This window comes from Streptomyces sp. NPDC001980 (genome assembly GCF_040296885.1).
Taxonomy (GTDB): domain Bacteria; phylum Actinomycetota; class Actinomycetes; order Streptomycetales; family Streptomycetaceae; genus Streptomyces.
Map to the genome: position 1 here is coordinate 24,568 of NZ_JBEOYD010000009.1, position 23,225 is coordinate 47,792.

At 70.7% G+C, this 23,225-nt stretch carries 14 protein-coding genes; 8 read left to right on the forward strand and 6 right to left on the reverse strand.

Annotated elements, in window-relative coordinates; translation table 11 throughout:
* Nucleotides 1-168 precede the first annotated feature (168 nt).
* Nucleotides 169-1,197, reverse strand: a complete 1,029-nt coding sequence (locus tag ABT137_RS15775) for a thaumatin family protein (RefSeq protein ID WP_351708488.1) — start codon at nt 1,195-1,197, stop codon at nt 169-171.
* A gap of 173 nt (nt 1,198-1,370) precedes the next feature.
* Here ABT137_RS15775 and ABT137_RS15780 point away from each other — a divergent pair, with 173 nt between their 5' ends.
* The gene (locus ABT137_RS15780; RefSeq protein ID WP_351708490.1) at nt 1,371-3,299 is read left to right on the forward strand and encodes a sigma-70 family RNA polymerase sigma factor; all 1,929 of its coding nucleotides are present in this window, start codon (nt 1,371-1,373) and stop codon (nt 3,297-3,299) included.
* Between the two features lie 69 nt (nt 3,300-3,368).
* On the opposite strand, the gene ABT137_RS15785 is transcribed toward ABT137_RS15780, so the two are convergent.
* Complete coding sequence (locus ABT137_RS15785) at nt 3,369-4,385, reverse strand: thaumatin family protein (RefSeq protein ID WP_351708493.1); 1,017 nt, start codon at nt 4,383-4,385, stop codon at nt 3,369-3,371.
* A gap of 192 nt (nt 4,386-4,577) precedes the next feature.
* Here ABT137_RS15785 and ABT137_RS15790 point away from each other — a divergent pair, with 192 nt between their 5' ends.
* From ABT137_RS15790 to ABT137_RS15815, 6 genes are all read left to right on the forward strand, one after another.
* A complete protein-coding gene (locus ABT137_RS15790) occupies nt 4,578-5,735 on the forward strand; it encodes an LLM class flavin-dependent oxidoreductase (protein ID WP_351708496.1) in 1,158 nt (385 codons plus the stop codon).
* On the forward strand, nt 5,732-6,328 hold the full coding sequence (locus tag ABT137_RS15795) for an FMN reductase (RefSeq protein WP_351708499.1): 597 nt from the start codon (nt 5,732-5,734) through the stop codon (nt 6,326-6,328). The genes ABT137_RS15790 and ABT137_RS15795 overlap by 4 nt, the downstream gene beginning before the upstream one ends.
* 305 nt (nt 6,329-6,633) lie before the next feature.
* A complete protein-coding gene (locus ABT137_RS15800) occupies nt 6,634-7,380 on the forward strand; it encodes a response regulator transcription factor (protein WP_351708502.1) in 747 nt (248 codons plus the stop codon).
* Nucleotides 7,381-8,835, forward strand: coding sequence for a sensor histidine kinase (locus tag ABT137_RS15805; protein WP_351708505.1), 1,455 nt, complete (start codon nt 7,381-7,383; stop codon nt 8,833-8,835).
* A 301-nt stretch (nt 8,836-9,136) separates the two neighbouring features.
* On the forward strand, nt 9,137-17,035 hold the full coding sequence (locus ABT137_RS15810) for an RHS repeat-associated core domain-containing protein (protein ID WP_351708507.1): 7,899 nt from the start codon (nt 9,137-9,139) through the stop codon (nt 17,033-17,035).
* Nucleotides 17,036-17,760: 725 nt separating this feature from the next.
* Nucleotides 17,761-18,159, forward strand: a complete 399-nt coding sequence (locus tag ABT137_RS15815; RefSeq protein ID WP_351708510.1) for a hypothetical protein — start codon at nt 17,761-17,763, stop codon at nt 18,157-18,159.
* A 57-nt stretch (nt 18,160-18,216) separates the two neighbouring features.
* Here ABT137_RS15815 and ABT137_RS15820 read toward each other — a convergent pair whose 3' ends face one another.
* Together ABT137_RS15820 and ABT137_RS15825 are read right to left on the reverse strand one after the other, a co-directional pair.
* Nucleotides 18,217-20,016 carry a phosphatidylglycerol lysyltransferase domain-containing protein gene (locus ABT137_RS15820; protein WP_351708513.1) on the reverse strand — a complete coding sequence of 600 codons (1,800 nt, stop codon included), beginning with the start codon at nt 20,014-20,016 and terminating at the stop codon, nt 18,217-18,219.
* Nucleotides 20,017-20,147: 131 nt separating this feature from the next.
* Nucleotides 20,148-20,435, reverse strand: coding sequence for a hypothetical protein (locus tag ABT137_RS15825; RefSeq protein WP_089099678.1), 288 nt, complete (start codon nt 20,433-20,435; stop codon nt 20,148-20,150).
* A 77-nt stretch (nt 20,436-20,512) separates the two neighbouring features.
* Here ABT137_RS15825 and ABT137_RS15830 point away from each other — a divergent pair, with 77 nt between their 5' ends.
* Nucleotides 20,513-21,343: a M55 family metallopeptidase gene (locus tag ABT137_RS15830; protein ID WP_351708517.1), complete on the forward strand. Its 831-nt coding sequence runs from the start codon at nt 20,513-20,515 to the stop codon at nt 21,341-21,343.
* A gap of 15 nt (nt 21,344-21,358) precedes the next feature.
* Here the strand turns inward: ABT137_RS15830 and pstB are convergent, their stop codons facing one another.
* Together pstB and ABT137_RS15840 are read right to left on the reverse strand one after the other, a co-directional pair.
* On the reverse strand, nt 21,359-22,186 hold the full coding sequence (gene pstB, locus ABT137_RS15835; protein ID WP_351709211.1) for a phosphate ABC transporter ATP-binding protein PstB: 828 nt from the start codon (nt 22,184-22,186) through the stop codon (nt 21,359-21,361).
* A gap of 113 nt (nt 22,187-22,299) precedes the next feature.
* Complete coding sequence (locus tag ABT137_RS15840) at nt 22,300-23,214, reverse strand: sortase (protein WP_351708520.1); 915 nt, start codon at nt 23,212-23,214, stop codon at nt 22,300-22,302.
* Nucleotides 23,215-23,225: the final 11 nt, after the last annotated feature.

Consider the following 23,225-nt stretch of genomic DNA (forward strand, 5'->3'; position numbering starts at 1 on the left):
CTTCGGTGCGGGAGCGTCGGGCGACGCCCGGGATTCAAGCGTCGAGGAGACCTGTCGGCGTGTCCCCCGAGCGCGGGCCGTCCGGGTGAACGGGTGACCGCGCCCCGGGTGACCGCGCCTCGGGGGCACGCGCCTCGGAGCCTGGCGCTCCGCCGCCGCCCGCCGTGCTCAGGTGGAGCCGGCCGTCGTCCCGAAGGTCACCCGGTAGTAGCAGGCGCCCTTGCAGGGCATGGTCGCCCCGTCGTCGAAGGCGTAGGAGTAGGCGTAGGGTTCGGCGCGCTTGAAGACCTGGGTGTAGTCGACCGGCCACTTGGAGGGGACGCAGTTGTCGCGGCCCGCCCAGGCGCCGCGGCAGCAGTAGGTGTCGCCGCCGAACGCCGCGCAGGGCGGTTTGCAGCCGATCTCCTGACCGCCGGAGAGGGCCTGCATGGCCTTGGGACAGTTGACGTCCGTGGTGCAGGTGCCCTGGTAGCAGCCGGAGGCGCTGACCGGGTCGGTGGTCGTGGTGTGCGAGACGTTGATGTACATGGGCAGGTTGGAGCCGTCGACCATGCTCACGTCGTAGAAGTCCATGCCCGCGTAGGCGTCGAAGGTGAACTCGCCGAGGGTGGTGGGCGGGTTGCCGCCGTTGCAGACGCTGGTGCAGTCGCCGGAGGCGCAGGGGCCCGCCGCCGTGCCGGTGCATCCGGTGCGGCCCCAGATGCGGCCGCCCCAGTTGTTCGCGACGGTCACCGAGAGGCTCTGGCCGGGGGCGAGCTTGCGGCCCGCCGGGTAGACGGAGGTGTTGGTGACGACCGCCCACACCGTCTTCTGGGTCTTGTTGACGACGGTGATCAGGCGTTTGCCGGCGGGGGCGGTGGTGGGCTGCCCGGCCTGGGCGGTGGTCGTCGGCCTGGCCGGGGTCTTCGCCGGGGCCGAGGCCGATGCCGACGGCTTGGGGCGGGCGGACGCGGAGGGGGAGGCGCTGTGGCTCGGCGACGGCGACGACGACGGTGACGAGGCGAGCGCGGCGTCCGACCGGCCGGAGGGGAGGGCCGCGGCCGTCTGCCGGTCCGGGGCCGCGGTGGGGGTTCCGGCGGGTGTCCACATGCCGTAGGTGACGATTACGGTGGCGGTCGTCGCGAGGGCGGCCGCGCCGGCGTACCACCAGCGGCGTCGCGGTGGTCTCGCGCCGTGTCTCCTGCGTACTCGTGCCATCCTGGTGCCTTCCTCGGGCGGTGCCTGATGTGTGCCTGCCTTTCGGTGACCTCCTCGACGAGGGCCGTACAACATAAATCGCGAAGCCGACTCGCCGGTTTTTCTGTTGTCCCCGCGTCGTGCGCGGGGTCTCCGTTCCGACAGCCGGACTCTGCGCGGAGGAACAGACCCACATGACCGAGAACCATCGGAGCGGACCCGACCCCGGCGTCGTGACGGCCGCCCGCGCGGGGGACAGAGCGGCCCTGGAACACCTCGTGACCGCGTGTCTGCCGCTGGTCTACAACATCGTCGGCCGGGCCCTGAACGGTCATGCCGATGTCGACGACGTCGTACAGGAGACGCTGTTGCGCATGGTGCGGGGGCTGGAGAAGCTGCGGGACCCGTCCGCGTTCCGGTCGTGGCTCGTCGCCATCACGATCCGGCAGGTGCGCAACCGGGAGCAGTCGCGGGCCACGGACCGGGACCGCCGGGCCCATCTGGACGACGCGGAGACGATCACCGACCCGGCGCTCGACTTCGCCGGGCTGACCATCCTGCGGCTGGGCCTGACCGAGCAGCGCCGGGAGGTCGCGGAGGCGACGCGCTGGCTCGACCCGGACGACCAGGAGCTGCTGTCCCTGTGGTGGCTGGAGGAGACCGGCGACCTGGAGCGCGCCGAACTCGCCGGTGCGCTGGGGCTGTCCGACCGGCATGCCGCGGTGCGGGTGCAGCGGATGAAGAAGCAGATGGAGGTCTCGCGGTGTGTGGTGCGGGGGCTGGTGGCGGACCCGCGCTGCGCCGAGCTGGACGGGATCGCCGTGCCGTGGGACGGCACGCCGAGTCCGCTGTGGCGCAAGCGGTTCGGCCGTCACATACGGGGCTGTGGGGTGTGCGCGGGCCTGGACCGGGGGCTGCTGCCGATGGACCGGCTGCTGAGCGGCCTGCCGCTGGTGGCCGTACCGGCCGGCCTCGACCCGGCACGGGTGCTGGCCCATGTCACTGCGCCCCATGCAACCGCGCCCCATGCGACCGGGGCCGCCGATTCCGGTGGCGGGGGGCGGCTTCCGCGGGGCCGGCACGGGCGTGCGGGCAAGCGGGTGGGCAGGCAGCTCGTGGGCAAGCAGGCGGTCGTGGGTGGTTCGGCGGCGGTCGCGGTCGTGGCGGCCGTCGCGCTGGTCGCGGCCCGGATGACGGCGGGCCCGTCCGCGCCGGCCGCGGACACGGCCCCGCCGCCGACGCCGGTGGCCGTCGCGTCCCCGAGCCCGAGCCCGACGCACTCCGCCTCCCCTTCTCCTTCCTCGTCCGCCACCCGCAGCGCGTCCCCGAAACCGTCCGCCAAGCCGACCCCCTCGAAGCACACCGCGGCTCCGGTGCAGGTGGCCTCCGGCGCCAAGAAGGGCGTCGGCGTATGGACGTTCAACGGCGTGAGCCAGGCGCTCGCCGCGAGCGGGGCGAGCTGGTACTACACCTGGAACACCCAGCACCAGGGCGTGACGACCCCGTCCTCGGCCTCCTTCGTGCCGATGATCTGGGGCGCCGCCTCCGTCACCGACGCGGCGCTGGCACAGGCGCGGGCCGAGGGGCCGTACCTCCTGGGCTTCAACGAACCCGACATGGCGCAGCAGTCGAACATGACGGTCGACCAGGCGCTGGGGCTGTGGCCGAAGCTGATGGCGGCGGGCAAGGTGCTGGGCAGCCCGGCGGTTGCGTACGGCGGGGACACGGCCGGCGGCTGGCTGGACCGGTTCATGTCCGGGGCGAAGGCGAAGGGGTACCGGGTCGACTTCATCACCTTGCACTGGTACGGCGGTGACTTCCGCACCCCGCAGGCCGTGCAGCAGCTGACCTCGTACCTGGCGGCCGTGTACGCGCGGTACCACAAGCCGATCTGGCTCACCGAGTACGCGTTGATCGACTTCTCGCAGGGGACCCGGTTCCCGTCCGCGCAGCAGCAGGCGGACTTCGTCACCGCGTCCACGAAGGCGCTCGACGCGCTGCCGTACGTGCAGCGGTACGCGTGGTTCGGGCTCGGCGCGGACCCGGCGAAGCCGAGCAGTGGGCTCTTCACGAGCGGTTCGGCGGCCACGGCGGCCGGCCGGGCCTTCCAGACGGCGCGCTGAGCGGCCGCGCGGAGCGGAGGGGCCGGTGCCGTCGTCGTGGCACCGGCCCCTCCGGGGCAGTCCACCCGCTTACGGGCTCACGCCCCAGGTGACGCGGTAGCCGCACTCTCCGGAGCAGGTGAGCACGCTGGTCGCGTCGTCGTTGACGTAGGAGTAGGCGAAGGGCTCGGCCGCCTTGAAGACCTTGGCCGAGTCGACCGGCCAGGAGGACGGGACGCACTGGGGGCGGGCGGCGTAGTCGCCGGTGCAGCAGGTCTGGTCGGTGTTGAAGACCAGGCAGGCGCTGAGACAGGCGACGACACGGCCGTCGCGGACGCGCTGGAGCTTGGCGGGGCAGGTGGCGTTGGCGTCCCGGGTGCAGCCGGCGGCGGAGCACCCGTTGGCGTCGATCTTGTCCTTCGACGTGCCGCCGTAACTGTTGATCCACATGGGCAGGTTGTTGCCCTCGACCAGGCTGACGTCGTAGAAGTCCATGCCGTTCCAGGCGTTCAGGTTGAACTCGGCGAGGGTGGAGGGGAATTCGCCCCAGGTCGAGCCGCACTGGAAGTGGCCGCAGCCGCCGGTCAGGCAGTCGCCGTCGCCGGCGGCGTCGAAGGAGCAGCCGGTGCGGGCCCAGAGGCGGACGTCCCAGTGGTCGGGGATGGTGAAGCTGAGGCTGGCGCCGGGGCGCAGGACCCAGCCGGTGGCCTCGACCGGGTGTTTGGGGTCGGCGGCGATGGCCGGCCAGATGGTCTGGTCGAGCCGGTTGACGAGGGTGATGGTGCGTTTGCCGGGGGTCCCGGCGGCGGCCGGCTGCTTCGCCGGGCGCGACGAGGAGGCCTTGGCGGCGGGGGAGGCGCGGGGCGTGGTGTGCGGGCTCGCCGAGCGGGACGGCGAGGTCTTGGGGGAGGGGCTGCCGAGGGGGGAGGCGGTGGCCGTCGCACGGGGCGTGGCCGGGGGGTCGGCGGCGACGGCGCGGGGTGCCGATGCGGGGCCCGACTGCATACGGGCCAGCACCACGCCGGTCACCAGGGCGAGGCACGTGAGGACTACGGCGGCGGTGGCGGCCAGGCCGGAGTACCGGCGGCGTCGGCGTCGGCGGTGCATGTCACAAGACTCCTGTCCGTTCCCACGGGCGTGGGCTTTCGTAGCGGAGACCGGGACGGATGCCGCGGATAACGGAAACAGGGGCGGCGGGGGCGGGGGAACAGGTGGCGGCGGGGGCCGGGGAATAGGTGGCGGTGGGGTCTCGTTCTGCAGGTATAGTTGAATCGTAAACAACCTGGAGGGTGAGCGAGCATGCAGTTCGGGATCTTCACGGTCGGCGATGTCACGCCGGACCCCACTACGGGCCGGACGCCGAGCGAGCGGGAGCGCATCAAGGCGATGGTCGCGATCGCGCTGAAGGCCGAGGAGGTCGGCCTGGACGTGTTCGCGACGGGTGAGCACCACAACCCGCCGTTCGTGCCGTCGTCGCCGACCACCATGCTCGGTTACGTCGCCGCGCAGACGGAGAAGCTGATCCTCTCCACCTCCACCACCCTCATCACCACCAACGACCCGGTGAAGATCGCCGAGGACTTCGCGATGCTCCAGCACCTGGCCGACGGCCGGGTGGACCTGATGATGGGCCGCGGCAACACCGGGCCGGTCTACCCCTGGTTCGGGCAGGACATCCGCGAGGGCATCAACCTCGCCATCGAGAACTACGCCCTGCTGCGCCGGCTGTGGCGCGAGGACGTCGTCGACTGGGAGGGCAAGTTCCGCACCCCTCTGCAGGGCTTCACCTCCACCCCGCGGCCGATGGACGACGTGCCGCCGTTCGTCTGGCACGGCTCGATCCGCTCGCCGGAGATAGCCGAGCAGGCCGCCTACTACGGCGACGGCTTCTTCCACAACAACATCTTCTGGCCCGCCGACCACACCAAGCGGATGGTCGAGTTCTACCGGAAGCGGTTCGCGCACTACGGGCACGGCACGCCCGAGCAGGCGATCGTCGGGCTCGGCGGCCAGGTGTTCATGCGGAAGAACTCGCAGGACGCGGTGCGCGAGTTCCGGCCGTACTTCGACAACGCGCCGGTCTACGGGCACGGGCCCTCGCTGGAGGACTTCACCGACCAGACGCCGCTGACGGTGGGCTCGCCGCAGCAGGTGATCGAGAAGACGCTGGGCTTCCGCGAGTACGCGGGCGACTACCAGCGCCAGCTGTTCCTGATGGACCACGCGGGGCTGCCGCTGAAGACGGTCCTGGAGCAGCTCGACATGCTCGGCGAGGAGGTCGTGCCGGTGCTGCGCAAGGAGTTCGCGAAGGGCCGCCCGGCGGACGTCCCGGAGGCGCCGACGCACGCGTCGCTGCTGGCCGCCGCCGCTGAGGAGAAGGCCGCGGAGAAGGCCGCGGAGAAGGCCGCGGAGAAGGCCGCGGAGAAGGCTTCGGACAAGAAGGAGGTCGGGGCATGAAGCTCGTCGTCGTCTCGGCGGGGCTGAGCGTGCCGTCGTCCACGCGGCTGCTGGCCGACCGGCTGGCGGCGGCCGTGGGCCGGCAGGCCGAGGCCGAGGTCGAGCTGGAGGTGGTGGAGCTGCGCGACCTCGCGGTCGAGATCGCGCACAACTTCACCAACGGGTTCCCCGGGCGCAAGCTCGCGGCCGCCCTGGAGGCGGTGACCGAGGCGGATGGCCTGATCGCGGTCACGCCGGTGTTCACGGCCTCCTACAGCGGGCTGTTCAAGTCGTTCTTCGACGTGCTCGACAAGGACGCGCTGGCGGGGAAGCCGGTGCTGATCGCGGCGACCGGGGGTACGGCACGGCACTCGCTGGTGCTGGAGCACGCGCTGCGGCCGATGTTCGCGTACCTGCGGGCGGTGGTCGTGCCGACGGGCGTGTACGCGGCGTCGGAGGACTGGGGAGCGGAGGGCCTGGAGGGCCGGGTCGAGCGGGCGGCGGGGGAGCTGGCGGGACTGATGCAGGGGCTGAGCCGGGCCGGGCGGGAGGAGCCCGAGGCTCTGCCGGTCGTACCGTTCGCGGAGCAGCTGGCGAGGTTGGCCGCGAGCTGAGGTGGGCCGCGGCGGGGGGTGGGGACGCTTGCCGGCGCTGGCAGGGTGCCTCCCCCAGAGGGGGGACCCCAGCGCCCACCCGTGCCGCCCTGCGGCACGCCAGCCCGCAGCTATGTCCTTCAGGGGCGCGGGGAACTGCGCGAGCAACCCCCACCGGCCCGCGCCCAGCACTCTTCGGCGCCCACCCACCCGGACCCGAATCGCCACGCCCGGTTGCCTCTGTGACGGTGAGAGGCAGGTAAAAAGGGTGATCGTAGGCCCGCTCACCACGGCAGAACCGCCGGAGGCCTTGGCAGACTGGTGAGGTGCCCCAGACTGTGCTGCTCGCCGAAGACGACCGCGCCATCCGCCACGCCCTTGAGCGGGCCCTCACCCTGGAGGGTTATGAGGTGACGGCGGTCGCGGACGGTGTGGAGGCCCTGGCGCACGCCCACCGCACCAGCCCGGACGTCCTCCTCCTCGACGTGATGATGCCCGGCATCGACGGCCTCCAGGTCTGCCGGGTCCTGCGGGCGGAAGGGGACCGCACCCCGATCCTCATGCTGACCGCGCTGGTGGAGACCGCCGACCGGATCGCGGGACTGGACGCCGGCGCCGACGACTACGTCGTCAAGCCCTTCGACGTGGAAGAGGTCTTCGCCCGGCTGCGGGCGCTGCTGCGCCGGACCCTGCCCGTGACCACCGGCGGTGGCAGTGGCGGCGGCGGTGGCGGTGGCGCCGCCGAGCCCGGCCGGGAGCCGCAGGTCTCCGACCGGCAGGTCGAGGCGGCCGGCCTGCGGATGGACCTCCAGGCCCGCCGGGCCTGGCGCGGCAGGCGCGAGCTGGAGCTGACCCGCACCGAGTTCGAACTGCTGGAGCTGCTCGCCCGCAACGCGGGCATCGTCCTCGACCACTCCACGATCTACGACCGCATCTGGGGCTACGACTTCGGCCCCGGTTCCAAGAACCTCGCCGTCTACGTCGGCTACCTGCGCCGCAAGCTCGACGAGCCGGGTGCCCCGCAGCTGATCCACACCGTCCGGGGCGTGGGTTACGTGCTGCGGGAGGACTGAGTGGGCCCTCTCCGGCGGCTGGAGCGGCTCACGCGGGTGCTGGCCCGGCGCCGGCCGGGCCTCCTCTCCCTGCGGACCACCTTCGTCGTCTCCTTCGCGGCGATCACCGCCGCCGTCACGATCGTCGTCGGCATCCTGTCGTACAACGCCGCGGCCCGGCTGGTCCGCGTCGACGAGCAGTCGGTGTTCACGCAGGTCGTCTCCGACGTCCAGGACGAGGTCAAGCAGCACAGGATGGTGCCGGAGGACTTCTCCTCCTCCCGGTCGGACCACGATCTGGTCCGGCCCGCACGCACCGACGTCCAGGTGCTCGGCGCGCAGGGCGAGATCATCGACCACGGCAGCCCGCCGCTGCCCGTCACCGCCGCGGACCGGGCGGCCGCCACCGCCGCCGAGGCCGGGAAGACGGTCCAGCACAAGGACGTACAGGCCGGTGACGACCTGTTCCGGATCGCCACGGTCGCGCTCGGCGGCGGGCGGGGCGCGGTGCAGGTGGCGCAGGAGTTCAGCGACACCGAGGACCTGCTCAACGCGCTCCAGCAGCGGACCCTGCTGCTGATGTCGGCCGTGGTGGTGGCCGCCGGGCTGTTCGGCTGGTGGCTGGCCCGGCGGATCACCCGCCGGCTGGTGATCCTCACCTCGGCCGCGGAGAACGTGGCCCGGACCCGGCAGCTCGGCATTCAGGTGCCGGTGACGGGACTGGACGAGGTGGGCAGGCTGGGCCGCGCCTTCGACCGGATGCTGGGCCGCCTCGCCCAGTCGGAGGAGGACCAGCGGCGCCTGGTCCAGGACGCGGGCCACGAGCTCCGCACCCCGCTGACCTCGCTCCGCACCAACATCTCCCTGCTCCGCCGGATCGACGAACTCCCGCCCGCGACCCGCGACGAACTCGTCGCCGACCTCGGCCAGGAGGCGCGCGAGCTGACCGACCTGGTCAACGAACTGGTCGACCTCGCGGCCGGGCAGTCCGACACCGAGCCCCCGCAGCACGTGGACCTGGCCGACATCGCGGAGGACGTGGCGGGGCTGGCCCGGCGCCGTACCGGACGCGAGATCGTCCTGCGCGCGGCCGGTGACACGACGACCGACGGCCGGCCCGGCATGCTCCAGCGGGCCGTCTCCAACCTCGTCGAGAACGCGGCCAAGTTCGACCGCGACGGCAAGGCCCCCATCGAGATCAGCGTCACCGGCCCCGCCCGGCCGGGCACGGTCCGCGTCGAGGTCCTCGACCGCGGCCCCGGTATCGCCGCGGGCGACCTGATCCGCATCTTCGACCGCTTCTACCGAGCCGCCGACGCCCGCTCCCTCCCCGGCTCCGGCCTCGGCCTCTCCATCGTCCGCGAGGTCGCCATGGCCCACGGCGGCGCCCCCTTCGCCTTCCGCCGGGAGGGCGGCGGCGCGGTGATCGGGTTCACGGTGGGCGGGGGGTTCGCGGGCGGCACGGTCCGCGTCTGATCCGCCTGGCCGGGAGGGGCGTCGGCACCCCGGCCGCCCGCATCTTCCGGTACGGCATGGCGACGACCGCCGTGCTCGCCCTGGCCCCCCGCGACCGCGTCACCTCGCCGGGACGGCCCTGGTGCGCCGCCCCCCGTAAGGGACGTCTGGACGGATACAGATGCCCCCGATCCGGAGATCCTGTGCAAGGACTGAGCAGAGTCTGTTGAAAGTCTGTTTTCCTGCTGTTCACCAACTCTGGCCAGATTGGCATGAACACGAATGATCTGCTCTCCCAAGGTCCACACCACCTGGGGGAATCGTGCGCCCTGCCGCCGTACGGGTCCGGCTCGTCTTCGTTCTCGCGCTCGCACTGCTCACCGGCCTGCTGGGCCCGAACGTGGGGCACGCCGGTGCGTCGGCGGTGGTATCCAAGCCCCTGCCGCCCGGCGCGGTCTCCGCGCCGGCCAAGCCCGACCCGAACCGGCCGACTCAGAGCCGGGGCAAGCCGGGAGACGCCTGGCACAAGGCGCTGGCCCGCTTCGACGCCGCCGAAAAGGCCCAGAAGACCCGGCACGCACCGGTCCGCATCCCGGCGTCCCCGGCCGACCGCGCGGCCCAGCGGAAGCTCGCCGCCCTGCGCGCCACCCACCCGCTGCCCAAGCGGCCCCCCTATCTGAAGGGGCCGACCGGCAGCCGGAGTCCGTCGGCGCGCCGGAGCACCTTGAGCACGACGACGACCAACGCGTGCCTCAACGAAGGCCCCGTGCCCCCGGACCCCACCCCCTACCGCGCCACTTACGCCCCCGAACAGCCCTTCGCGGTGCGGCCCGCATACGACGTCAACGGCGCCATGTGGGTCACCGTCAAGAACACCTCGACCAAGGACTGGGCGGCCAACTCCGTCACTCTGAGCTACCACCTGTACCGGGGGGACCAGAGCGCCTACGACTGCAACGGCTACGGCACCCAGATCACCGTGGCCGTGGCCCGAGGCCAGTCGGTCCGGGTCCTGGCCAATGTGGAGAAGCTGCCGGCGGGCACGTTCAGCATCGCCTGGGACGCCAGACTGAACACCGACGCCTCCGACAACTGGTTCTCCACCCACGGCGTCCCGGCGAGCACGGCCTACGCGTTTAACGTCCCTCACTCCGCGCCGAGCGGCGGCAACCTGGTCTACCCACGGTGGGGCGAGACCGTTGCCACGCTCACCCCGCAGTTGGAGTTCGTTCTCGCGGCGGACAAGACCCAGCCGGTGCAGTCCGAGTTCGTGGTGTGCGAGGACCAGGCGGCAACCAAGGGCTGCCACGACTCCGGCTGGCAGGACGTCACCATGGGTGACGGTTTCGAAGCGGCCGCCCTGTGGACGGTGCCGCCGGGGTGGCTCAAGTGGAACACCACCTATTTCTGGCGGGCACGGGCCAGGGACTCCCTCACCGGGCTCTGGTCGCCGACGAGTCCCTTCACCCCTGTGGTCACACCGGCCGCCTCCAACGGTTCCCACTACGGGGTGGACCCGGCCACTCTCGACCCGGCCGGGGTGAACCTCTTCGCGGGCAACTACACCCAAGACGCGACCGACCTCAGCGTCCCGGTCCCGGACGGGGCGCAGCCGCTGGCCGTCGAGCGCGTCTACAACTCCGTCAACACCGTCAACGGCGCCTTCGGCACCGGCTGGTCCTCGATCCTGGACATGGCGATCGATCCCACCTCCGAGGGCTGGGTGCGGGCCTCCTTCAAGGACGGCAAGCAGATCCAGTTCGGCAAGAACCCGGACGGCAGCTGGGCACCGTCGTACGGCGAGGGCGACTCGGTGAAGTACGAGGTGGAGCACGACACCGGCGTGCCCTGGCTGCGGTTCAAGGACGGCTCGTCGGCCGAGTTCTCGCCGACCGGCGGCCACCAGCCCGTGAAGCGGTTCTACGCCCCCGACGGCAGTCAGCTGTACTTCGGCGTCAGCGGCGGCCACATCACGGAGATCGACGAGGGCCCCTCCCAGCGGTCGATCTTCCTGACCTGGACAGGCAGCCATGTCACCGCGGTGTCGGCGGGCCTGGCCTCCGGCGAGCGCTGGAACACCTGGAAGTACACCTACACCGGCAACCAGCTCACCCAGGTCTGCGACGCCGAGCCGACCCCCCGCTGCACCGGCTACGCCTACGGCTCCACCGACTCCTCCCACACGGTGCCCCGGCTGACCCAGATCACCCGCCCCAACACGGCCGCCGTCACCAAGCTGACATACAGCGGCGACCGCCTCTACACCATCGCCTACCCCTCGGACCTGGTGAGCGGCGGCTGGGACACCTGGTTCTACCGGCGTATCAATCCGCCGAGCGGCGACACGAACGCCTCGGACGTCATCCATACCACCGACCCGACCGGCGTCGACGTCTACTACGAGTTCGACGCCCACGGCAGCCTGCTCTCCCGGTGGACCGGCGGGACCACGCCCACCCACGGCAACACCCGCAGCTGGCAGTACGACGACATCGGACGGGTCGCCGCCCTGACGGACGAGAACGACAACATCACCGAGTACCACTGGGACAGCATCACCGGGCGGCTCCAGGACCAGAACCGTAACCGGGACACCACCGGCACCATCGTCAACACGCACTACGAGTACGACTCGACGCCGTACGCCAACACGCTCTCCGTCGCCGACGGCAACCACCACACCGTCACCATGACCTACAGCGGCGAGCGCCTGAAGACCCGCACCACCCCGCCGACCAAGGCGGCACCCAACGGCGCGACGACCACCTACGGCTACACCTGCGACTCCGGCACCCAGCCGCCGGTGGTCAACGACCCGTCGGCGCCGGCCGGCAGCGTCCAGCCCTGCGGCCTGCTGGCCACCGTAACCGACCCGGACGGGCACGTCACCCGCTACGGCTACGACCGCTTCGGCGACCGCACCCTGCAACAGCTGCCCACCGGCGGCGCGGTCAACAGCTACTTCGACACACACGGCATGATGACCCGCCAGGTCGTCTCCGACACCCCGGGCGGCTCCGGCTACACGACCTCGTACACGTACGACACCCACGGGCGGGTGCTGTCCGCTGTCGGGGACCCGGTGTCCGACCCCATTGTCGCGGGGGGCGGCTGGAACGACCAGCTGAAGGTCCTCAACACCTACGACGCGGACGGCAACCTCGCCTCCACCTCCCGCGTCGACTCCCTCGGCCTGCCCGAGGAACCCGACGTCACGCGCTACGAGAGCTACGCCTACGACGCCCGGGACCGCCTCACCAGCACCACCACCGAGAACGACCAGGGCAGCGGGCCCGAGTCGTACGTCCTGTCCCACCAGCTCTACGACGGGGTCGGCCACGTCGCGGACTCCTGGGACGCCAACAACATCCACTACCACTACACCTACGACTCGCGCGGCCTGCTCAACTCCGTCGCCATCCCCGCCTACTCGGACACGCCCGGCCAGAGCGGCGCCGCCACCCGCAGCGTGCGCCTGAAGGCCTACGACTACGACAACGCGGGCCGCCTCGCGGACTTCTGGGATGCCAAGGGCCACGTCGTGTCGTACACCTACACCCACGACGACCTGCTGAAGTCCGAGACGTACATCGCGCACGCCGACCCGGACAACCCGGACTCCACTCGGGACGTCCCGCTGCACTCCTACACCTACGACCTAGCCGGCAACCTGGTCCAGGACATCGAGGGCGGCGGCAGCGACGCCCGTACGACGACGTACGGCTACGACGACGCCAACGAGCGCACCTCGACGACCGTCGACCCGGTCGGCCTGAACCGCACCACCGCCTACAGCTACGACAAGGCGGGCCTGCAGACCGGCACCACGGTCTCCGACGCCACCCGCACCGAGTCCACCAGCCAGTCCTACGACCCGGTGACCGGCGCCATGGCCCAGTCGGTGGTCCACAACGACGCCACCGCCGACCTCGTCACCAAGTACACCCGCGACGCCTTCGGCCGCGTCCTCACGGTCACCGACCCGCGCCAGAACACCACGTCGTACACGTACGACGCGATGGGCCGCACCTCGACGGTGACCGGACCCGCGGTGCCGGTCGAGGACGGGTCCGGTGCGGGGGCGACCATGTCCAGGCCCGTCACGCAGTACGGCTACGACGCCTTCGGCGAGACGACAGGCATGCGCAATCCCAAGGGCGGCAACTCAAGTTTCGCCTACGACAGACGCGGCGAACTGACCGACATCCACCGCATCGACGGCTCGTCGGACCACCGCACCTACGACCACGCCGGGAACGTGCTGTCCGACACGAGCACCGACTCCGGCCGCACCGACTACACCTACGACGCCCGCAACCGGGTGCACACCGCGACCCGCTGGAACCGGGACACGAACAAGGCCGACGGCACCCCCGCCACCTACACCTACGACGACAACTCCAACCTGCTGTCGGCCATCTCCTTCACCGGCGCGCAGACGCTGAGCACCTACGACGACATGGACCGCCGGCAGACCGTGGACGACGTCGTCCGCAATGGCACCGCCACGCCCGACCAGGACATCACGCAGTACCGCTACGGCGACTTCGGCGAGCCGACGCACAGCTGGCAGACGATCGACGGCAAGGTCTTCGAGTCCCGCTCCGGCTACAACGCCGCGGGCGAGCTCAGCTCCGAGTCCGAGACCGGCCGGGGCACCACGAACTACCTGCACGACGTCGCGGGCCGGCTCACGCTGGTCACCGACCCGCTGCAGCGCTCCACCGAGACCGACTACGACCTGGCCGGCCGCCGCACCGCGGTCATCGCCAAGGGCCCCGACGGCAACGAGGTGGCGCGCACCGACTACACCGTGGACCCGGCGGGCAACGTCACGGCCGTCAAGGACCCCAACAGGAACGTCTGGCAGGCGAGTTACGACGCCGGCAATCGGCTCACCACGCTGACCGACCCGGCCCCGACCGCCGCCGACGGCACGGTCGCCGCCAACCCGGTCACCACCATCGGCTACGACGCGCTCGGCGACGCCACCCGCGTCACCGACGCCGACCAGCACACCACGTACCAGACGTACAACATCGGGGGCTGGCTCCAGACCCGGGTGGAACCCGCCACCAGTGCCCAGCCGGCCGCCGCCGACCGCACCTGGAGCTACGAGCACAGCTCTGGCGTCGGCGGCCGCCTCACCAAGGTGACCGAACCCGGCGGCGTCTCAACGTCGTACACCTACGACACCTACTACCGGAACACCGGCCAGACCGGCACGGGCGGCACCGGCGGCACGGTGACGCGGTCCTTCGGCTACGACCTGGACGACCGGCCGACCTCGATCGGCACCCCCGGCGGCACTCAGACCTTCACCTACGACGACCGTGACCTGCTCACCGGCAGTAGCGGCCCGCTGGGCACCTCGGCCTACCGGTACGACTCGCTCGGCCGGCTCACCTACCAGCAGGACCCGGCGACCACGGTGTCCTACGGCTACAGCGGTCTGGAGGACGTCGGCAGCGTCTACGACGGACTGACCGGCGCCAGCGTGTCCTACAACCGGGACACGGCCGGCCAGGTCAAGAAGATCACCGGCAGTGTGCCGGGCGAGGGCACCTACTACCCCGCCCAGGACCTCACCTACGACGACCTCGGCCGCCTCACCTCCGAGACCATCACCCCCGATGCCCCCTTCCAGGACCAGAAGAGCACGCTCTCCTACACCTGGGACAAGAACGGCAACCTGAAGACCGCCACCCGTACCGGCCGCTACATCGCCGCGGGCACCACCAGCTACGACTACGACGAGGACAACCGCCTCGTCCGCTCCTCGACCGACGGTGCCACCCCGACCGGCACCGACTACACCTGGGACGCGGTCGGCAACCGCACCTGGACCACCCCGTGGTCGGGCACCGCGCACACCCCCACCGGCCAGACCACGTCGGCGCAGTACGACGAGCGCAACCGCCTCACCCGCACTGCCGTCTCCGGCGGCGACACCACCAGCTACGACTGGACGGCGCGCGGCACCCTGGCCAAGACCACCACGGCCACGGCGAGCGGCTCGACGTCGAGCGCGGCATCGGTCTTCGACTCCTTCGACCGCCTGGTCGGCGACGGACAGCACACCTACTCCTACGACAGCCTGGACCGTCTCCTGTCGGTCTCCGATGGCACGACCACCCGTCAACTCGGCTACGGCGGGCTGTCGAAGGAGCCGGACAGCGACGGCAGCTGGACCTACGCCCGCGCCGCGGACGGCACCCTACTGTCCGGCAAGCCGGCCGGCGGCACCGCCATGCCCCTGGTCCAGGACGTGCACGGCAACGTCGTGGCCTCGCTGGACACGACCTTCGGCGACGTGTTCGCCTCCCGCGCCTACGACCCCTTCGGCAAGGTCATCGCCCAGTCCAACGCGGCGACCATGACCGTCGGCTTCCAGGGCAGCTGGACCGACTCGACCACCGGCCGGGTCTCCGCCGAGTCCCGCTGGTACGACCCGGGCAGCGGCACCTTCGCCTCGGCGGACACCGCCTCGGTCCCGGTCACCGATGCGACCTCCACCAACGACTACCTGTACGCGAACGCCAACCCCACCAGCCGCCTCGACCCCGACGGGCACATGTCGCTCACGGCCCTCGCCCGTGGGGTGGAGAACTGGACCCAGTCCCAGGTCAACGACGAGTTCTGGTCCATGGTCCGGAACTACGGCTCCGAGGCGGCGGGTGCCGCCGCCGAGGGCGCGGAGGCGGTGGCCGGGGCCGCCGCCGAGGGCGTGGAGGTAGTGGCCGGGGCCGCCGCCACCGTGGGCGCCGGCGAGGTGCTCCTCGTGGTCGGCGGCGTCGTGGTGGTCGTCGCTGCGTCCGCCATCCTCTACGACGCCGTCACCGGGACCGCGACCTTCGACCCGTCCGCCATCCGTACGCCGGCGGTACCGCCGCCCCCGACCACCACGGTGCCGCCGCAGCCGTCGCACCCCACCAAGCCGGTCGTCACCGGCACCAAGCAGCACACCAGTACCACCAGCTGGCAGACCACCAACAAGTGGCTCGAAGACGGCTACCTCTACACGCGCACCGACTACTACAGCTACACCACCACCCAGCAGTGGACGTACTACGACAACGGCACCCACGCCTACCGCTGGTGGCGCAGCCCCACACGCCACCGCTGGACCACCGAACGTCAGCCGATGATCGACCTCGATCACCCGATCCGGATCGCCGACACCGCCCCCAGCAAACCGACCGCCCCCACCATCACGGCCGCCGCCGACGACAACGCCACCTGCGGCAGCCAGGGTTCCAGTACGAACAGCTGTATAGCGGGCGTCCGCGGCGGCGGACTGCCACCGGGTGCCGGGGACGGCGGCGGCGGATTCTGTGTCGGCGGTCTGCTCGGATTCAGCTGCTCGGCGAGCGGCAACCTCCTCGACATGGTCACCGGCGCCGTGGCCTGCGGTCTCGGCGACGCGGTCCTGGGGTCGGTGTGCCAGGGCGGCACGGACAGCACGGACGGCACTGACGGCACGGCTGGCCAGTGCAGCTTCCGCGCCGACACGCCGGTTCTGATGGCAGACGGGAAGACCAAGCCGATCGGTGAGGTGAAGCGGGGTGACGAGGTCGAGGCCGCCGACCCCGGCACCGGCGAGCACCGCGGCACCCGCAAGGTCACCGCCCTCCACCGCAACCTCGACAACGACCTGGTCGACGTGACCGTCCACACCCAGGACGGCCGCACGGCGACCATCCACACCACATCGAAACACCCGTTCTGGGACGAGACCGACCACACGTGGAAACCGGCCTCCGCCCTCAAGCCCCACGACGCCCTCGCCACCGCGGACGGTCACAAGACCTACGTCGCCACAGTCCACAAGACGCCCGGCGCAGGCAACCGCTACAACCTCACCGTCGCACAGCTCCACACGTACTATGTGCTGGCTGGGGCTACGCCAGTATTGGTGCACAATGACGGCGGCGAGCCTGTCACCGATGACTTCAACCAGGCGCGGAATCAGGCTCTGGATTGGCTGAGTTCTCGCGGATTCAAAGCTGAAAAAGTGACGCTGGGCAAGTTCGGGACGATCAAAGGCAAGCCCATCGGTATGCAGACGGCTGACGGCAAGGCGGGATTCCGGATCGAATTCGATGATCGAAGTGGGGCTCACATCAACGTGTGGGCAGGCAAGGAGAAGGGTCCGCATTTCCAGTTCAATGCCACTGAGGCGACCGTGACGAAGCTTCAGGGTCTGCACGGATGCGGTTAATGGAGGAATGGTTTGTCTGGTGATTATTGGGAAGAAGAGGTATTTTCCGTGCCGCCTCTAGCTGCTCTGAGGAAAGCGAGCGCGTCAGACGTATTCGATTGGCTGGAGCTCCATTTCCCTTTCGCGGGAGGGAAGATCGATTGGCGTCGCGTGAGTGGGGGGCATAAGCATTGGAGAATCGACGATGAGCAGCTGCTCGCAGCGAGTGCATCCAGGGAAATCTGTGCACGAATCAGGCCAGGCTCTGTAGTCGAGCATGTGGGAGACGGGCTTTCGCCCTACGGTGTGCGTTTTACTGGGGGTGAGGCCGCTTCGGTTACGGCTGCACTTCTTGGGGTGCCGGAGCATCACTACTTCCTCGCAGAGGATCGAGCGTGGATTGTGGTGGTCTCCATCGAAGGTGACTTGGATGTTTTGGATCGAGTCTGCTGATCAGAGCTTTGTGAGACTTGGAGCCAGCAAGGAAAGCATCAGACGGCTTTCAGCTCAGGCGTAGAAGGTCGAAGAGGACCCCAAGTCATTTGGGCGCGGAGTTTCGGTGCTGGCGGTGGACGGCCCGTCCGAGGGCGCGTCGATAGCGGCGAAGGAGCCGATAGAAGCGGCAGGCTTTTATCTGATCTTCACTCCGGCGCGGAACAATCTGACGCATCACGCCTTGGTGCTGCCAAATCCAGTGAATTCTGCAATACAAAGATCATTCAACGTCGTTTTTGGGCGGCGGTAAATTGAGCGAGCATTTGATGGAGGGGCTCGGTCAGCCCGATGTCCTGATCATCATTGATTGGCGCGATGGGCCGGTCGAAGGAATTCTGCGGCGCCGAGGCGAGGTTACCTGCTGGTATTTCAGGTTGTTCGCGGAGCGGCCGGAGACCGCTGTTCTCGACGACAGGATCTTCGCCCTCTGGGTGCTTCCTGACGCGGACGGCGCGGTCCTTTCCGGGGAATTCGGAGATGCTGGCCACGGTGCGCATGTCTGGCCCGTCTCGGGTGGACTCGGTTCGGTCGAGGCTCGTCGCATCGTTGACGGGATCCTGTCCGCCGGGCCGGGATCGCCGAACCTTCTGGTCAGGACTTCCGACTTCATCGACATAATGGGGGTTTGGGAAGTGGTGGCGTCGGGCTGATCGCCTTGTGGGATCGGTACCCGGAGTGCATGGCCATCCTTGATGGTGTGGGTTCGGTCAGGATCCCCAAGGCACCGTCAGGAACCCCTCCGCCCGTGCGCTCGCCAGACCGATCCTCGGCAGGTCGCTGCTCTTCGTGAAGAGGATGTAGCGGGGCTCCCAGACCGGGCGGTACTTGGCGTTCGCGCGGTACAGGGACTCGATCTGCCACCAGCGGGAGAAGAAGGTCAGGGTCGCGTGCCAGAGGCGCAGGACCGGGCCCGCGCCGAGGCGGGAGCCGCGTTCGAAGACCGAGCGGAACATGGCGAAGTTGAGGGAGACGCGGTCGACGTTCAGCTCGGTGGCGCGGAGGAGGAGTTCGACGACCATGAACTCCATCAGGCCGTTCTCGGAGTCGCGGTCGCGGCGCATCAGGTCCAGGGAGAGGCCCTGCTCGCCCCAGGGGACGAAGCTGAGAAGGGCGCGGGGGGTGTCGTTCGCGTCCCGGCACTCCAGCATCACGCAGCGGCCGTCCGCCGGGTCGCCCAGGCGGCCGAGGGCCATGGAGAAGCCGCGTTCCGTGGCGCCGTCGCGCCAGTGGTCGGCCCGGTCGATGAGCGAGGCCATCTCGTCCGCGGGGATGTCCTCGTGACGGCGGATGCGGACCGTGTAGCCGGCGCGGCGGACCCGGTTGTGGGCCTGGCGGACCACGCGCATCGCGCGGCCCTCCAGGGTGAAGTCGGCGATGTCGACGAGCGCCTCGTCGCCCAGTTCCAGGGCGTCCAGGCCGTGCCGGGCGTAGACGGTGCCCGCCTCCTCGCTCGCGCCCATGACGGCGGGCGTCCAGGCGTGCTGCCGCGCCTCCGTCAGCCATGCGTCGATCGCGCCGGGCCAGGCCTCCGGGTCGCCGATCGGGTCGCCCGAGGCGAGGCTCACACCGCCGACGACGCGGTAGGTGACCGCCGACTTGCCGGTGGGGGAGAAGATCGCCATCTTGTCGCGGCGCAGCGCGAAGTAGCCGAGGGAGTCGCGGGCGCCGTGCCTGTCCAGCAGGCCGCGCAGCCGGGACTCGTCCTCGGGGCTGAGCAGGCGGCGGCCGCGCGGGGAGCGGAAGCCGGCGTAGAGGACCAGGCAGAAGGCGGCGGCGAGGAGGATGTTGATGACGATGTCGGCCCAGCGCGGGGCGTGCACCGCGGTGACGTGGTCGGCGAGCGGGCCGACACTGACGCCCCGCAGGAGGGTGTAGGCGATCTCGTCGGGGAGGGTGGCGTCCGGGATCTTGTTCGTGGCGTGGACGAGGAGCGTGCCCAGGCCGCCGGTCACCAGGACGCCGGCGGCCCCGACCGCCAGCGCCGTCTTCGGGTTGGACGGGTCGCCCACCGCGTTGAACTCCCGGCGGCTGATGAGCAGCGCGGCCACGAAGAGGCCGGTGAGGGCCGCCGAGACCCAGTTGAAGGCGTGGGCGCGGTACTCGTGCTGGGTGAGGGCGAGGACGTAGAGGGCGAAGAGCGGGGCGGACAGGAGCAGGTTGACCACCCAGGCCGCGCGCTTGCGGCGGCGCATCACCAGGACGAAGAAGATGGCGAGGGCGGCCGAGACCAGGCCCGCCGTGGCCAGGTACGGGGTGAAGAACTGGCCGCTGTGGTGCGCGTGCTGCCGGTGCAGGTGCAGGGTGATGCGGCCGTTGTTGTGCTCGTCGACCTCCTGGCGGAAGGGGAGCGACATCACCGCCACTATGTTCAGCACGGCGATCGCGCGCAGGTACCAGACGGTGAAGTCGGCGGCCCGCCTGCGCAGTGCGCCGCCGGAGGCGCCGGTGGGGGCGCGCAGGGCGGCGGAGACGCGGGGCGGGATCAGGGTCGACAGCTGTGCGGGCATGGGGACCGGTCACCTTGGGGACGGGGAGCGGGTTGACGGAGGGCTGACCCTACATTCTGTAAGGTAACTGTGGGGGACGAGGGAGGGGTCCGCCTCGGTACGGAATACGGTGTGAAAGGGCGTACCGCCTCTTACGGACCCACCGGAGCCTGCGCTCGCGCCCGTTCCCGCTCCACCCGCCGCCGGGCCGCCAGCATCCACGCCAGGTTGCCGATCGCCGCCCCGGCCGCCACCGCGGCCACGATCACCCCGCCGGTCGCCAGCCCGTCGCTGAACAGGTGCGGGCGCCGGTCGAGGGCCTGCAGACCGAAGCCGGACAGCTCGTACACGCCCACCGCCGCGACCAGCAGGCTCGCCACCAGCACCGCCACCGTGGGGGCGAGGCCGCGCCGCGCCTCCTGTGTGTCCGTGCCCTGCATGAGTACCCCCGTGAGCTGACGAGCCGCCGTGGCCGATGGGGAACCTACAATACGTAGGGTCCGGATAGCCTCAGGACGTGCGTATTTACATCAGCGTGGACATGGAAGGCATCACCGGGCTCGTCGACCGGGACGATGTGCAGCCCGGCGGCCGGGACTACGAACGCGGCCGGTCGATGATGGCCGAGGACGTGAACGCGGCGGTACGCGGGGCGGTGGCCGCCGGCGCCACGGAGGTGCTGGTCAACGACGCCCACGGACCGATGCGGAATTTGCTCCCCGAGCACCTGCACCCCGTCGCCCGCCTGGTGCGCGGCAAGCCGAAGAAGATGTTGATGCTGGAGGGGCTCACGGCGGAGTACGACGCGGCGATATGTGTCGGCTATCACTCCCGGGCCGGTGCCCTCGGTGTGCTCAGTCACAGCTTCATGGGCCACGAGATCGAGGACATCTGGCTGGACGGGAGGCCCGTCGGAGAGGTCGGGCTCGCGCACGCCACCGCCGCGGCCGTCGGCGTTCCGGTCGTGGCCCTCACGGGTGACGACGCGGCGTGCGCCGAGATGACGGCCTGGGACGCATCGGTGGTCACCGTGCCCGTGAAGTACGCGCGGGACCGGTTCGCCGCCGAGCTGCGCCCGGCGGAGGAGGCCCGCCGGGCGATCGAGGAGGCGGTCGTGACGGCCCTGACGCCCGTGCCGAAGCGGCCCGCCGAGCCCGAGGGGGAGTCGGCGCTCGCCGTGCGCTGGCAGTCCGCCTCCGTCCCCGCCGTCCTCCTCGGCATCCCAGGGGTGACGGCCGTGGACAGCCGTACCGTCCAGGCCCGTGGTCCGCTGCCCGCCCTCTACCGCCAGTTCGGCGTCTGGATGCGGGTCGCCTCCTCGCTCACCAACCAGCCGCCGTACTGCTGACCCCGCGCGGCGGGCTCAGCCGAACCGGCCCGCCACGTAGTCCGCGGTGCGCTGGTCCTGCGGGGAGTTGAAGACGGCCTCGGTGTCGCCGTGCTCGACGATGCCGCCCGGGGTGCCCTGCTCCGCCAGGAAGAACGCGCACTGCTGGGAGACACGCGCCGCCTGCTGCATGTTGTGGGTGACGATGACGATCGTCACCTGCCCGGCCAGGTCCTGGATGGTCTCCTCGACGCGGCGGGTGGAGGTGGGGTCCAGGGCCGAGCACGGCTCGTCCATGAGGAGGACCCGGGGGCGGACCGCCAGGGCCCGCGCGATGCACAGGCGCTGCTGCTGCCCGCCGGACAGGGCGCCGCCGGGCTGGCGGAGCCGGTCGCGGACCTCCTTCCACAGGCCGGCGCGGGTCAGGGACTCCTCGACCAGCACGTCCCTCTCCCGGCGGTTCACCTTCGTGCCGGTCAGCTTCAGGCCCGCCACCACGTTGTCGTAGATCGACATCGCCGGGAACGGGTTCGGCTTCTGGAAGACCATGCCGATCCTGCGGCGCGCGTCGGTCAGCCGCCAGGACGGGTCGTAGATGTCCTCGCCCTCGAAGAGCACCTCGCCGCCGAACTGCGCCGACGGGATCAGCTCGTGCATCCGGTTGAGGGTGCGCAGGAACGTCGACTTGCCGCAGCCGGACGGGCCGATCAGCGCGGTCACCTCGCCCGAGGGCATGGTCAGCGACACCTGGCTGAGCACCTGGTGGGAGCCGAACCAGGCGGAGACGGCACGGGCTTCGAGCGTGGCGGGGGCGGGTCCTTCCACCACGGCGGTCGCGGTGGGGAGTACGGCGGTGTCGGTCATCTCGACGGTCTCGGCAGTCACGGCAGTCACGGCAGTCTCGGTCGTTTCAGATGGCTCAGGGACTTCGGTCACTTCGGTTGCTTGGGTAGCTTCAGACACTTCACTCACCTCGGTCACAGCAGGTTCGGCAGCAGTTCGGTGGTCCGCGTCGCGACCTGGAGGCCGAGCACCGCGACGACCGGGGCGAAGACGATCCACGTCTGGTGGCGGCCCCAGCGGTGCCAGGTCCAGACGGCGGCCACGGCGGTCAGGAGCAGCGCCTGCAGCCACATCACCAGCGGCCACGGCACCCCGGAGGGGCGGGCCAGCGGTTCCTCGGAGCTCGGCAGGGTGCCGGCCCGGATCACGGCCGACGGGGTCTGGAACGACGTGGAGACCAGGTCGGCGTCGACGCGCAGCACGCCCGAGGGCATGAACTTCGGGCCCGTCGCGGTGATGAGGACGATTCGGCTCTTGCCCGAGGCCAGCGCCGTCGGCGCCGGGTCGCCGGCCCGCCGTACGTCGATGACCTGGAACTTCGCCTTGCCCTGGCCGGTGGTGACGGAGAACGTGTCACCGGTGGCGAGCTGGGAGAGCTTGCCGAACGGGCCGCCGTACGCCGCCGCCCGGCCCATCAGCACGCTGGTGCCGGCCTGGCCGGGCATCGGGGTGTCCCGGCGGTGACCGGGGCCGTCGGTCATCACGGAGGAGTCGGTGCCCTCCAGGACGACCTGGCTCAGGCCCAGCTTCGGTATGTCGACGATCGCGACCGGCGTGCCGGGCGCCAGCAGCTTGCCGTCCTGCCCGGTCTGCGCCACCGGGGCGGTGCCGAGGGCGAGTTGCTCGCGCAGCTGGTCGAAGTCGGCGTGCTGGGCCGAGTTTTCCTGGGCGCCGCTGAACACCAGCAGCTGGGCGGTGATGCCGAGCAGCAAGGCGGCGAGGCTGAGCAGTCCGCCGCGGGAGAGGTGGCGGACGAAGGTGAGGCTGCGGACGGGCCTGCGGGGCACGGCCGGAGCCAGGGTTTTCGGTGTCGGTACGGCGACGGTCATGGCGGCCCGCC

Bases quoted from the DNA above. Each gene is read 5' to 3' on its own strand.
- ABT137_RS15775 (WP_351708488.1), bottom strand. From the start codon at position 1,197: ATGGCACGAGTACGCAGGAGACACGGCGCGAGACCACCGCGACGCCGC.
- ABT137_RS15780 (WP_351708490.1), top strand. From the start codon at position 1,371: ATGACCGAGAACCATCGGAGCGGACCCGACCCCGGCGTCGTGACGGCC.
- ABT137_RS15785 (WP_351708493.1), bottom strand. From the start codon at position 4,385: ATGCACCGCCGACGCCGACGCCGCCGGTACTCCGGCCTGGCCGCCACC.
- ABT137_RS15790 (WP_351708496.1), top strand. From the start codon at position 4,578: ATGCAGTTCGGGATCTTCACGGTCGGCGATGTCACGCCGGACCCCACT.
- ABT137_RS15795 (WP_351708499.1), top strand. From the start codon at position 5,732: ATGAAGCTCGTCGTCGTCTCGGCGGGGCTGAGCGTGCCGTCGTCCACG.
- ABT137_RS15820 (WP_351708513.1), bottom strand. From the start codon at position 20,016: ATGCCCGCACAGCTGTCGACCCTGATCCCGCCCCGCGTCTCCGCCGCC.
- ABT137_RS15825 (WP_089099678.1), bottom strand. From the start codon at position 20,435: ATGCAGGGCACGGACACACAGGAGGCGCGGCGCGGCCTCGCCCCCACG.
- pstB (WP_351709211.1), bottom strand. From the start codon at position 22,186: ATGACCGACACCGCCGTACTCCCCACCGCGACCGCCGTGGTGGAAGGA.
- ABT137_RS15840 (WP_351708520.1), bottom strand. From the start codon at position 23,214: ATGACCGTCGCCGTACCGACACCGAAAACCCTGGCTCCGGCCGTGCCC.